Annotated in this window: 13 protein-coding genes; 3 read left to right on the top strand and 10 right to left on the bottom strand. The window is 69.6% G+C overall.

Annotated elements, in window-relative coordinates:
• The first annotated feature begins 10 nt into the window (after window positions 1-10).
• From F9288_RS07400 to F9288_RS07390, 3 genes are read left to right on the top strand one after another with little or no spacing between them, the layout of a single operon-like run.
• Entirely contained in the window at window positions 11-1,396 is a 1,386-nt protein-coding gene (locus tag F9288_RS07400; protein WP_174836030.1) for a YfcC family protein, read from the top strand.
• A gap of 2 nt (window positions 1,397-1,398) precedes the next feature.
• Window positions 1,399-3,231, top strand: a complete 1,833-nt coding sequence (locus F9288_RS07395) for a CocE/NonD family hydrolase (RefSeq protein ID WP_174836029.1) — start codon at window positions 1,399-1,401, stop codon at window positions 3,229-3,231.
• Between the two features lie 3 nt (window positions 3,232-3,234).
• Window positions 3,235-4,164, top strand: a complete 930-nt coding sequence (locus tag F9288_RS07390; RefSeq protein ID WP_174836028.1) for a LysR substrate-binding domain-containing protein — start codon at window positions 3,235-3,237, stop codon at window positions 4,162-4,164.
• A gap of 190 nt (window positions 4,165-4,354) precedes the next feature.
• Here F9288_RS07390 and F9288_RS07385 read toward each other — a convergent pair whose 3' ends face one another.
• The 10 genes from F9288_RS07385 to F9288_RS07340 all read right to left on the bottom strand — a co-directional run bounded on the left by F9288_RS07385 (window position 4,355) and on the right by F9288_RS07340 (window position 12,205).
• Window positions 4,355-4,609, bottom strand: coding sequence for a hypothetical protein (locus tag F9288_RS07385; RefSeq protein ID WP_174836027.1), 255 nt, complete (start codon window positions 4,607-4,609; stop codon window positions 4,355-4,357).
• A 101-nt stretch (window positions 4,610-4,710) separates the two neighbouring features.
• Window positions 4,711-5,859 (bottom strand): DUF1501 domain-containing protein, encoded by a 1,149-nt coding sequence (locus F9288_RS07380; protein WP_174836026.1) that lies wholly within the window; start codon window positions 5,857-5,859, stop codon window positions 4,711-4,713.
• A 5-nt stretch (window positions 5,860-5,864) separates the two neighbouring features.
• A complete protein-coding gene (locus tag F9288_RS07375) occupies window positions 5,865-7,301 on the bottom strand; it encodes a DUF1800 family protein (RefSeq protein WP_174836025.1) in 1,437 nt (478 codons plus the stop codon).
• A 60-nt stretch (window positions 7,302-7,361) separates the two neighbouring features.
• Complete coding sequence (locus tag F9288_RS07370; RefSeq protein WP_174836024.1) at window positions 7,362-7,805, bottom strand: periplasmic heavy metal sensor; 444 nt, start codon at window positions 7,803-7,805, stop codon at window positions 7,362-7,364.
• Window positions 7,806-8,195: a hypothetical protein gene (locus F9288_RS07365; RefSeq protein WP_174836023.1), complete on the bottom strand. Its 390-nt coding sequence runs from the start codon at window positions 8,193-8,195 to the stop codon at window positions 7,806-7,808.
• Entirely contained in the window at window positions 8,188-8,742 is a 555-nt protein-coding gene (locus F9288_RS07360; protein WP_174836022.1) for an RNA polymerase sigma factor, read from the bottom strand. Before F9288_RS07360 ends, F9288_RS07365 begins: the two co-directional genes overlap by 8 nt.
• Before the next feature lie 40 nt (window positions 8,743-8,782).
• Window positions 8,783-9,175 (bottom strand): EF-hand domain-containing protein, encoded by a 393-nt coding sequence (locus tag F9288_RS07355; protein ID WP_174836021.1) that lies wholly within the window; start codon window positions 9,173-9,175, stop codon window positions 8,783-8,785.
• A 192-nt stretch (window positions 9,176-9,367) separates the two neighbouring features.
• Window positions 9,368-10,699, bottom strand: coding sequence for a hypothetical protein (locus F9288_RS22115; RefSeq protein ID WP_174836020.1), 1,332 nt, complete (start codon window positions 10,697-10,699; stop codon window positions 9,368-9,370).
• Between the two features lie 16 nt (window positions 10,700-10,715).
• The gene (locus F9288_RS07345; protein ID WP_174836019.1) at window positions 10,716-11,477 is read right to left on the bottom strand and encodes a hypothetical protein; all 762 of its coding nucleotides are present in this window, start codon (window positions 11,475-11,477) and stop codon (window positions 10,716-10,718) included.
• Between the two features lie 8 nt (window positions 11,478-11,485).
• Window positions 11,486-12,205 carry a C39 family peptidase gene (locus F9288_RS07340; RefSeq protein WP_254621118.1) on the bottom strand — a complete coding sequence of 240 codons (720 nt, stop codon included), beginning with the start codon at window positions 12,203-12,205 and terminating at the stop codon, window positions 11,486-11,488.
• Window positions 12,206-12,208: the final 3 nt, after the last annotated feature.

Raw genomic sequence — 12,208 nt, 5'->3', positions numbered from 1 at the left:
GCGCGATACGATGACGGGGCAAGGCAGGCACCACGGATCGCTCGATCCGGTGCTGATGATGCTGGCGGCGATGATCCTCGCGATCGCGCTGACCTGGGTCATTCCCTCCGGCGAGCACCAGCGCGTCTCCGACAAGGAGAATGCGCCGGTGATCGCCGGCACCTATCGATCGCTCCCCAAGCCGCTCGGGCCGGCGGCGCTGCTGCCGGGGAAGGCGGCGGCGGGCGAGGCGCGGCCGGTCAGCCCGGTCGCGCTGGCCACCTCGATCCCGGTGGGGCTGAAGAAATCCGCGCCGCTGATCTTCATGATCCTGTCGCTGGGCGGGATGTTCGGCGTGATGCGCTCGACGGGGGCGCTGGACGCCGGCATCCAGCGGCTGATCGGTATCAGTCGGGGGCGGATGGCGATCCTCGTGCCGGTGCTGATGCTCGCCTTCTCGGCGGGCAGCACGTTCCTCGGCATGATCTCCGAATATCTGCTGCTGATCCCGGTGATGATCGCACTGGCCGAGCGATTGGGGCGGAGCCGGATGTTCGGCTTCGCGATCGTCACCCTCGCCGCGAAGGTCGGTTACCTTGCCTCCGTCACCAGCCCGGTTGCGCTCCTGATCGCGCAGCCGATCGTCAACGTGCCGGTGTTCAGCGGACTAGGCTTTCGGCTGGCGATCTGGGTGACGTTCCTCGCCATCGCGATGCTCTACGTGCTGCGCGAGGCGCGGATCGTCTCGACGCCAGCGCCAATCGAGGACGAGCGCCTCTCCCCGCGCCATCTCGCGATCCTGCTGATCGCTGGCGCGACGCTGGTGCTGCTGGTGGTGGGGTCGCTCGAATTCGGCTGGGGCGACGGCGAGTTCACCGCCCTGTTCATCTCCGCCGCCGCGGTGATGGCGCTCGCCGCGCGGATGCCGGCGCGGACGGGCGTGGCGCTGTTCGTCGACGGGATGAAATCGATGATGCTCGCCGCCCTGTTGGTCGGCATGGGTCGCGCGGTGGAGGTGATCCTGCGCGACGGGCAGATCCTCGACACGATCATCGAGGCGGTCTCCTCCGGCATCCACGGCATGTCGCCGGTGATCGTCGCGCCGATCGTGATGGGCGTGGAGATGATCCTGACGCTGCTGATCCCCTCTACCTCGGCCAAGGCGGCGCTGAGCATCCCGGTGCTCGGCCCGATCGCGGCTTCGGCGGGCGTGTCGGGGCAGACGACGGTGCTCGCGTTCCTGCTCGGCAACGGCCTCGTCAACATGCTCGCGCCGACCTCGGGGATGCTGCTCGCCTATCTCGCGGCGGCGGGCATCCCGTACAACCGCTGGTTCCGCTTCGCCGCGCCGCTGTTCGCGCTGCTGACCCTGTTGTCGGCGGCGGCGCTGATGATCGCCGTGCTGGTCGGTTACTGACCATGACCTCCATCCTGAGCGACCGCATGGTGCCGATGCGCGACGGCGTGCATCTGGCGACCGACATCTACCTCCCCGCCGGGCCGGGGCCGTTCCCGGTGCTGCTGGAGCGGACACCCTATGACAAGCGCGGCACCAATCACGGTGACCTCACCGCCGCCGATCCCGTGCCACGCCCCAAGCCGGAGATCGCGCGGTGGTTCGCCGAAGCCGGCTATGCCTATGTCCTGCAGGATTGCCGCGGCCGCTTCGGATCGGAGGGCATATTCACCAAATATCTCAGCGAAGCGGAGGACGGGGCGGACACGCTCGCCTGGCTGCTCGAACAGCCGTGGTGCGACGGGCGGATCGGCACGCTCGGCCTGTCCTATGGCGCGCATGTGCAGAACGCGCTGGCCTGTCTGGACCCGCCGGGCCTCAAGGCGATGTTCCTCGATTCCGGCGGCTTCTCCAGCGCCTATCACGGCGGCGCGCGGCAGGGCGGCGCGTTCGAGCTGAAGCAGCTCACCTGGGCGCGCAAGCACGCGCTGCAATCGCCGGAGACCGCCGCCGATCCAGCGCGCCGCGCCGCGCTGGAGCGCGAATCGATCGAGCAATGGATCGGCCGCCGCTGGCGCATCGGCCGTTCGCCGCTCGCCGCCGCGCCGGAATATGAAGCCTATGTCGTCGAGCAATGGGACAATGACCGGTTGACCGATTTCTGGAAGCAGCGCGGCATCTACGCGTTCGATGCCTATCGTGATTATGCCGATGTGCCGGCGGTGCATATGGCGAGCTGGTACGATCCCTATTCGCAGACCGCGATCGACAATTTCACCGCGCTCGCCCCGATCAAGCGCGGTCCGATCAAGCTGGTGCTCGGCCCGTGGACGCATGGGCAGCGATCGGTGACCTATGCCGGCGACGCGGATTTCGGCGCGGAAGCGGTGCTCGACGGCCATGTCGGGCCGGACTATTTCACGCTGCGCCGCGACTGGTTCGACCGGCACATGCTGGGCCGCGAGGACGCGCCCGCGCACCTCCCCGCGCCGGTGCGCATCTTCGTGATGGGCGGCGGCAGCGGGCGGCGGACGGCGGCGGGGCGGCTCGATCACGGCGGCCGCTGGCGTGACGAGCTGGCATGGCCACCCACCCGCGCGCGCGACGTGGCGATGTTCCTGCACGATGACGGTATCCTGCGCGAGACGCCGCCGGAAGCGGACGCCCGGCCGCTATCCTATGATTTCGACCCTGCCGATCCGGTGCCGACGATCGGCGGCGCGATCGCGTCCGGCGCGCCGGTGATGTTCGCGGGCGGCTATGACCAGCGCGAGACGGAAACGCTGTTCGGCGCGCGCCATCCCGGCCGCGCGCTCGCCGATCGCGCCGACGTGCTGGTGTTCGAGACCGGGCCGCTCGCACGCGATGTCGAGGTGACGGGCAATGTCGTCGCGCATCTGCACGTCGCTTCCTCGGCGGTCGACACCGATTTCACGATCAAGCTGGTCGATGTCTATCCGCCGAACCCCGACTATCCGCGGGGCTATGCGCTGAACCTCGCGCATGGCATCCTGCGCGCGCGCTTCCGCAATTCGTTCGAGCATCCGCAGCCGCTGGAGCCGGGAAAGGTCCATGCCCTCACTGTCCGCGCGTTCCCGACGAGCAACCTGTTCCGCGCCGGGCACCGCATCCGCATCGAGGTGTCGAGCAGCAATTTCCCGCATTTCGACGTCAATCCGAACAGCGACTGGCGCGTGCCGGACGCGCCGCCGGCGGTCGCGCGCAACAGTGTCTTCGTCGATCGCGATCATCCCTCGCGCATCATCCTGCCGATCGTCGCCGACGCGGAAGGCTGAGCGATGAGCGCCGGGCCGCGCCGCCCGCTCGCCACGCTCGGGGTGCGCGCGCTGGAAACCTTGTCCGAGGTGATGCGCACCGGCTCGGCCACCGCCGCGGCGGCCAATCTCGGCATGACCCAGCCCGGTGTCAGCCGCACGCTGGCGCAGCTCGAGCGCGCGATCGGCTTCGAGCTGTTCTACCGCGATCGCGGCAAGCTCGTGCCCACCAAGGACGGCAGGCTGCTCGCTGAGGAAGTGGAGTTCGCGCTCGCCGGATTGCAGCGCGTCTCGAATCTGGCCGAGGATATCGCCAATTCGGCGGCCGGCGAACTGAGCGTCGTCGCCCCGCCGAGCTTCTCCGAAGGCGTGCTGCCCGCGATCGTCGCCCGCTTCCTGCGAAAGCATCCCGGCGTGCGTTTCAACCTCGATTCACGCAGCCAGGAAACCAGCCGCATGATGATCGCGACCCGCGTGGTCGATTGCGGCTTCATGAAGATGCCGGTCGCGGGCGACAATCTCCATTGCGAACCCCTGGTGGCGAGCGGATCGGCCTGCGTGCTGCCGGCGCACCATCCGCTCGCCGCGCATGAGGTGCTCACTCCCGACCTGCTGCGCGACGAGCCGTTGATCCTGCTCGGTTCCGGGCGACAGTGGCGCATCCAGGTCGATCAGGCGTTCGCCGATTATCGCCTGCGCCCGATGGTCGCGATCGAGACGCATACCCATGGCTCCGCCTGCGCGCTGGCCGCGCGCGGCGTGGGGATCGCGATCGTCAACCGGCTGCTCGCCCGTGGCTACCTTCGCGACGATCTGGCGATGCGCGGTTTTGCGCCGCCGATCACGCATCAATATGCCTTCGTGACCTCGATCAACCTCCGCGAATCGCGATTGGTATCCGCCTTTCTGGAGGAAGCGCAGGCCGAGCTTTCCAAGATCGTCCCAACCGCCTGATCGAGGCGGTTTCAATATCTCATCACTCAGCGAGTGGGCCTGTGGCAACTCTTCGGGATAGCGGCGCTTTTCCGGGGTGACCGAATTCCTTGAGCAGCGCGGTTGAAGCCGTTCGCGTCTGGAAGGCGCGACGTCGGGATGTCGCGTCTTCCAGTGTTCGCGGAGCGGTCTGTTCGTATCGGTCAGCTCGTCAGCGATAGCGCCACCCGCCGTGCCAGCGATAACGGTGACCCCAGTAGCGATGGCCATCCCACCAGCCGCGTCCGGGATAGAAGACGCCGATCGCCACCGGGCCGGGCGCGATATAGACCGGGCGGCGATCCGGGTGGCAACGGCCATAAGGGCCGCGATGCCAGCCGGGGCCGCAGCCCTGCGCAGCATCCGCCGCGGTGGCGGCACCGATCAGCATTCCGGTGGCGACGAGGCCCCAAACCAGCTTCTTCATCATTGCACTCCTCATGATCCGTTACACCTGATCATGGCCGCCGCTTCCACACTCGCGCCGGCCGAAAGGTTGAACGCGCGACAGGATATTTTCCGTCGCGGCTATGCGGCGATCAGCCCGGTGACCGGGCGGACGGGCGCGGCGAGCGGAAACACCGTCCGCGCCACATGCTGCGGATCGAGCGCCATGCTTTCCGCAGCGACGCCCGCGATCAGCGCGTCAAGCGCCATCGTCGGCTTCAGGTCGCGATCCTGATAGAGCTGCCCGGTGCCGAGGCCGGGCCAGTCGCTGACGATGCGCCCGCCCTTCACCGCGCCCCCGACCAGCCACGCCACCGATCCGGTGCCGTGATCGGTGCCGCCGGTGCCGTTGGCGGCGGCGGTGCGCCCGAATTCGGTCGCGACCAGCACGGTCGTCTCCTTCCATGCCGGCCCGAGGCCGTCGCGCAGCGCCGCGAGCAACGTGTCGAGCGCGCGGAGCTGCGCCGCCAGCCGCCCCTGCTGCCCGCTATGCGTGTCCCACCCGCCGGTTTCCAGCATCGCGATGCGCGGGCCGTTCGGCTTGGTCAGGAAACTGGCGGTCAGCCGTCCGAGGCTGGCGGGGTCCTGCCGCGCGCCGCTGCCCGCCGCGAGACCGCGTGCTTCCAGGGCGGCGGTCCACAGCGGATGGAGCTGCGGGTCCTCCGCATAGAGCCTGCCGGCGCGCAACAACAGGTCGTCGGAGGGCTGCGGCAGCGCGGACGGAGCATAAGACGTCACTTGCCGCGCGCCGCGCAACGCCATCGGCACGGTGGAGGTGATCGCGATCGCGTCATCTCCGGCCCCCGGCATCATGCCGACGAGCCGGTTCAACCAGCCGTCCTTCGCCTGATAGGGCTGGGTGCCGCCGGTCTCGAGCACGTTCTGGCCGTCGAAATGCGATCGATCGCGATAGGGCGAGGCGACCGCATGGACGAACAGCGCCTGCCGCTGCGCGAACATCTTCGCGGTTTCGGCGAGCGCGGGGTGGAGCGCGAACGTTCCGTCCAATTTGGTCGCGGCCGCCATGTCGCCCGCCAGCGCCCCGCGCAGCCGGGCATAGGCCGGATCGGCATAGGGCATGACGATATTGAGGCCGTCCGCCGCGCCGCGCTGGATGATGAAGACGAAGCGGCGGTCGCTTTCCACCGCCGCGAGCGCCATGCGCGGCGCGATCAGCATGGCGCCCGCGCCGATGCCGGCACAGGAGAGGAACAGGCGGCGATCGATCATGGCTTTCACCTCCGCAGGAAATCGGGCGAGACGAGCAGCAGCGCCAGCGCGTCGCCGGGGCTTTCGGCGCGTCCCACCTCTTCGGCGGTCGCGCGGCTGAACGAGGCGGGCAGCAGGCGCGGGCCGAGTTGCCGTGCGTCGAGCCGGTCGCCCACCGGTGCGACCAGCCGCTGCGCGAAATCGACCCGGCGGAGCAGCGCGTCCGGCCCCGCCCAGCTCGCCGCGATATCGTCCCAGCCGGCGGGCGAGCCGGGCTTCCATACCGGCTGGCCGAGCTGATTCTGGATCGCGGCGACCTGCATCGCGCCAATCTCGCTCCGGCCCAGCCCGCGCAGCGCGGATATCGTCCATTCCCACGGCGTCTTGAACTTGAGCGGCCGGGGCTGCCACGGTTCCGGGCTGTCGATCAGCGCGCGATAGAGCGCCGGGAGAGCGCCGCCGCTGCGCTGGAACGAAGCGGCCAGCCGCTCGACCAGCGCGGGCGGCGGCGCGTCTCCGGCGAAGTGCCGCGCGAGCTTGGTGGCGACATGGGTCACGGTGGCCGGCGCGCGGGCGAAATCGATCAGCGCGGCGCGCGCCTGCGCCTCGCCATCCTCCCCGTAGCGCTTGCCGAGGATGGTCCGCGCACCCGGTTCATGGAGTTGCGGACGAAACAGGAAATCGCCCGGGCGGCCATCCGTTGCCCCGCCCGGCCCGATGCCGGCGACCGACCAGCCGGTCAGCGCGCGCGCGAATTCGGTGACGTCGCCCTGACCGTATCCGGAACGCACGCCGAGCGTGTGCAATTCCATGATCTCGCGCCCGAGATTCTCGTTGAGCCCGCGGCGCTGCTCGGGATTGCGGCGCGCCGCGCGCTGCGCGGCGAGGCTGTCCGGGCCGATCGACTGGATCTGGTTGAGGTAGATCAGCATCGCCGGATGATGCTCGACCGCCAGCAGCATGTCCTCGAACCGGCCCAGCACATGCGGGCGGATCGCATCGCGCTCGAACGCACCGGCGAAGGCGGTCACCTGCGGATTGTCCGCCGAGACGCAGAAATGATTGGACCAGAAGTGGACCAGACGCTCCACAAAGGGTGCCGGCGTGTCGAGCGCCGCCTGCGCGCGCGCCTGCACCGCCTGACGGTAGAGCGCCTGCACGTCCTGCGCATAATCCCGCCGCGCGGCCTTCTGCTCGATCGATTTCGTACCGGCGGCGACAGGCGACGCCATCTGTTCGCGACTGGCCTGCCGCCGCAATTGCCGCTGCTCGTCGAGGTAGGTCCGCACCAGCTCTCCCGCATCGGGCAGCGCGGCGAAGGCGGCGGTGGCGGGCTGGAAGCGGACGAACTGCTCCTTGAGCCACCCCTTCGGGTCGGCGGGCAGCGTATCGTCGGGCCGGGCGCCGAGCCCAAAACGGTTCATCGCGATCGCGGCTGGCGACAGGCTGGCGGAAGGAGGCATGGCGTTACCTTTGCGGCCGACTCATCCGGTTGAACGCGCGCGGCGGCGGATTCCGTCGCGCTATCGTTGCCGCCGCGCGCCGCGTCGTTCGAGACTGTCGGCGAGACGCGCCCGGTCAGCCTGCGGCAGGTTGGCGACGAAGCCGGCAACGCCGTTCTCGATCTGCGCACGCACCGCGAGGTCGGCATCCCGCACGCGGCCGAGCGCCGCCGCCAGCGCCGCCGGATCGACGGTCGGCGCGCGCAGCAGCGCGGCCGCTTCCCGCCGCGCCTGCCGGTCGGTCGCTGCCAGCGGCGCGGCCTCGCGCCGGGCGGCACGCAGCGCCTGGCGGAAGGCGCGCCGCTCCGCCTTGGGCAGCTCCGCCCCGGCGATACGCATCGCCCCCGCGCCGATCATCGGCCGCTGCGCGCGGACCCACAACAAGCTGGCCGCCACCCCGGCGATCAGGAAGATATTGAGGAGGATCGAAACGGCGCAGATCGCCTTGAGCGTGCGGAGCGACATTCATTCCTCCCGCATGGAAACATTGCCGAAGGCGGTATCGTCCCCGAACGGATGATGATCGGCCGGCATCGCGGCGATGGCGAGCGATCCGGTCGCCGCGCCGGCCAGCGCGGTCGCCACCCCGATCGCCGACCACCATAGTCGCAGCCGCCGGCGGAGGCGTCGCCGGCGCTGCCCGAGGATCGCCGCGCGCAACGCGGCGGAGGGCGCCGGGCTGCTCCACGAATCGAGCCGGGCGTCGAGCGAAGCCGCCTCGGCGACGATCGCCGCCAGCTCGGGCCGGCCAGCCATGCGAAGCCCCTCCTCGCGCAGCGCCGCCGGCCAGCGGTCGATCGCGCCGTACGCCTCGGCCAGCGCCCGGAAACACGCCACGGACAAGGGATCAGTCATCACGCGCCTCCTGGTTCCTGAAATGCTCCCGCAACGCCCGCCGGCCCCGCGCCAGCAGGCTTTCGAGCGCCTCCACGCTCACCGACAGAGCCTCAGCGGCGGCGATGTTGGTCATATCCTGATAATGGACGAGCAGGATCGCCTCGCGCTGGCGTTCCGGCAAGGCGGCGATCGCGGCGGCGACCGCGCGGCCGCGCGCCGACTCGTCCAGCGCGCGCGCGGCGTCCGGCGCGGGATCGGCCACCTCCGGCAGCGTCGGCATGGTCGTCTCGCGGCGGCGGCGCAGCCGGTCGCGGCAAAGGTTGAGCGTCACCACATGCAGCCAGGTATCGAAACGCGCCGCGCCGGGCCGCCAGCGCCGCGCGTGCCGCCATACCCGCAGGAACACCTCCTGCGCGATGTCCTCCGCTTCTCCGCGTTCGCCGGTCATGCGCCGCGCCAGCGCCAGCACGCGCGGCAGCTTGGCCGAAACGAGCAGGCGCGCCGCCGCCTCGTCGCCCTGGCCGACACGCCGCACCAGCTCTGCATCGGGATCCGTCTCGCCCAATCGATTTCGGCTCCGCCGTCACCGCACCCGCATATCCGATTCAGGGTTGTGGCGTCGCGGGATTACCGGCGGCTTTCGCGCCGCGCCGCGCCATCCTCTCGTCAGCGCCCAGCACACCGTCGCCGTTGCGGTCCATGCGATGGAACCGCGCGGTGAGCGCCGCGCGGATCTCGTCACGATCGAGATAGCCGTCATGATTGGTGTCCATCCGATCGAACATTCGCGCCGGGTCACGGCCGCCGCGACCGGCCAGCGACTGCATCTCCGCCTTGCTGACGCGTCCGTCGCCATCGGTGTCGGCGGCCATGATGCGTTCGGTCTGCCGCGCGACGAAGCGATCGAGCGTCATCCCGCCGGCGATCGGCGGGGCGGACTGCGCCAGCGCGGGCGTAGCCAGAGCGAGGGACACGACAAACAGGGACGATGGCGTCATCGCTGGCCTCCGGCTTACGAATGCCACTTCAACGCAAGCGGTTCATATTTCCGTCGCGCGGCCGCGCTTTTTATTGCTGAGGATGCCCGCTGGCCCTACGAACTTCTCCATACCGGGAACATCGCGGAGCAACCCGGCGGCGCCCAGCAGTCGCCGATGGTGACGCGCCCGGCTCGTCTCCGCGCGCTCTAGCTAGCCGCCGGTGAAGAGGACGAGGGGTATGCGTATCGAGGTACGGAGATCGGGCGCGTCCTGCGTCGCTCCCACCTCGACCGACCAGTTGAGGCTCGCCCGGTCGCTCACGCGATAGGTCATGCCGAACAGGAAGCGGCCGATCTGGAGATCGCGCGAAACCTGCTGAAGCTCGCCGTTCAGGTCGGGATTGTTCGACGGGTTGAGCAGATGGCTGAACGTCCGCGTGCCAAACGCCCAGGTATGCGCATAGCCAAGGTTGATCGAGGTGCGCTGGTTGAGCGAGATGCCGATGCCGCCGCTGAACGAGATGCCGTCGCCCGGATTGACCCGGTCGATCACGACCGAGCCGATCTGGGTGTTGAAACTGCGGCCGAAGTTCTTGGTATAGCCCAGGGTGCCGAACAGCACCGCCGGATCGGTCGGCAGGATCGCGGTGATGCTCGGCGTCACGCCCCAGAAGCCGGCGCCGGTCGCGGCCTCCTTCTCCTCGCCGGTCGCGGTGCGCGGCAGGGTGAAGGGATTGGTGCCGGTGGGCGCGACGACTTGCAGGTTGCCGATCAGATACGGCCAGCCGCCATGCGCACCGAGGAACTGGTAGCGCGCGGTCATCTCGATATCACCAAGGCTGTTGCCCTGCGCGGCGACCACCGATTCGGTATCGTTGTTCTGGCCGATCGGCGTGGTGACGAGATTGTCCGAACGGTGAACGAAGGGCACGCGCACGCCCAGCTCCAGCTTGTCGGTGATGCCATAGCGCAGCGCGCCCGAGGCGGTGACGATATCCTGCCGGCTCTGGCTGATGTTGAACACGCCGACCAGCACGGATTCGACCAGCTCGATGCCGCGGAACAGCGCCTGGTTGCGGTCGGCGCGGGCATATTCGAGGCCGAACTCGGTGGTGAGCTGGCCCTTGCGCGTGACGACCGACCCCTCGGTCCCCAGCACCGCCACCTCGGGCGGCCGGTCGCTGTTCGGCGCGGCCTGCCCGACGCGCTCGATCGGCGCGTGCGGCTGCTGCGCGGCGGCCACCTCGCCCGACGCGGGGGAACCGCCCCCGGCGGGCGAGGGAGCCGCCGCCGCCACCGGCGCTTGCGCGACGCCGGCCGGGAGAGCGGCGGCGGTGACGACTTCACCAGGCACGGAAAGGCGCTCCTCGATCGAGCGGAGACGCTTCTCCTGCGCCTCCAGCTCCTGCTGCTGCGCGGTGATCTGCGCCTTCGCCGCCGCCAGCTCCGCTCGTAATCTGGTGAGCGCGCTCACCGGCGCGGCGCTGGCGGGGGTGGCCGATACGATCATCACGGCGGCCAGCGCACAGCCTTTCCAGTTCATGCCCACTCCCCTGACGTCAATGGAACATCGCGCGCGTCGCCGCGCTCACCAGCGAATCCACGCGCAGCATCGCCGAGCCGAGCGCCATCGCCTGCGCATTGTGGAGATCGATCTGCACGTTGGTCACCGTGTCGATGACGCGATCGTTGGCGGTGTTGGCGATCACCGCGCCGGTCGCCGCGCCGACCAGATGGCTGATGCTGAACCCGGCGCCGTCGAGCGTCACGCGCGCGCCCGCCGCCACCGCGGTGACCGACACCACGCCCGCGCCCGTCTCGACCCCGGCGGCGGCGGGCGTGACCTGCACCAGCCCGCTGTTGTCGGCGGGTGCCGCGACGGAGATCTGCGCGCTGTTGACCGACACGACCGGCGTGACGGCGGAGCCATGGGTCGGCTGGATGATGGTCGTGCCGGTGGCGCGATCGACCGAGACGGAAACGCCCTGGCTGCCGCTCATGTTCGACTGGACGTTGCCGGTCCCCGCGGCGGCGGAAAGCGAAACCTCCGGCCCGCTGCTGCCGCTGGGCGGCGCGAACACCTGGAGCGTCCCCGGCCCGCGATCGACGCTGAACACCGAGCGCAGCACGAGGTTGCCGTTGACCGTGGTGCTCGACTGGACGCTCATCGCCAGATCGATGCCGCCCGGCGCGAGGAACTTGCCGTAGCTGCTCGCGAGCGTCGCGTCGTCGACCGGATTGTCGAACGCCGCCTCCGCCGAGGCCGGCCTGCCGACGAGCATCGCGGTGGCGATCGCCAGCCCGGTCAGGATGCGCCGCACGCACATCGTCAGAAATCACTGTAGAAGGGCGCGGCAAGCGCGAGCGCCTGCTGGCTGAGCGGTTGCAGGAAGGCGCCGTCGGTCGGCGCGCGGGCGAGGCTCGCCCATTGCGTATGGACGTTGAAGGCGTGCGTCGCGAGATCGAGCCGCGAATTGAGCACGAAATAGATGCCGTTCCACGCCGCGACGAACTCCGCGATCGGCATGGTGCGCAACCCGAGCGAGGGGTCGCCGAGCAGCACCTCGTTCTTCGAGATGCCCTTGAGCACGACGAAATGGCGATATTTCTTCACCGTGATAAGCGCGATGCCCGGAATGCCGCGCTTCGCGATATCCTGGATGCCGACCTTGTAGCCGTCGGCGCGCAGCCCCCGCGCGGCGAGATAGCGCTTCATGTCGAGCAGGGAGAAGCCGACCCGACGGATCTGCGCCTGGTCGCCATCCTGCCACATGCCGCGGAACACGTCCTCCTCGGTCCGGGGGTCGCCGTAATGGTAGCGCAGCAAGGTGGCGAGCGCGGCGGAGCCGCAGCTGAAATCATATTGCTGGCGCACCACCGTGTTGAAACGGCGCGCCTGCATCGAGGCGACCGGCACGACGAACTCGCCGCCGGGCACGGCGCTGCTGATGAAATGGGGATCGCCGGAAAGCCGCGCGGAGCAGCCGGACAACAGCAAGCCGGCCGCGAGGCCGGCTGACGATGCTGCGAGGCGCAGGCCCCCGGTCACCCC

Source organism: Sphingomonas sp. CL5.1 (assembly GCF_013344685.1).
Classification (GTDB): domain Bacteria; phylum Pseudomonadota; class Alphaproteobacteria; order Sphingomonadales; family Sphingomonadaceae; genus Sphingomonas.
This window is presented reverse-complemented; position numbering and strand designations above follow the sequence as displayed.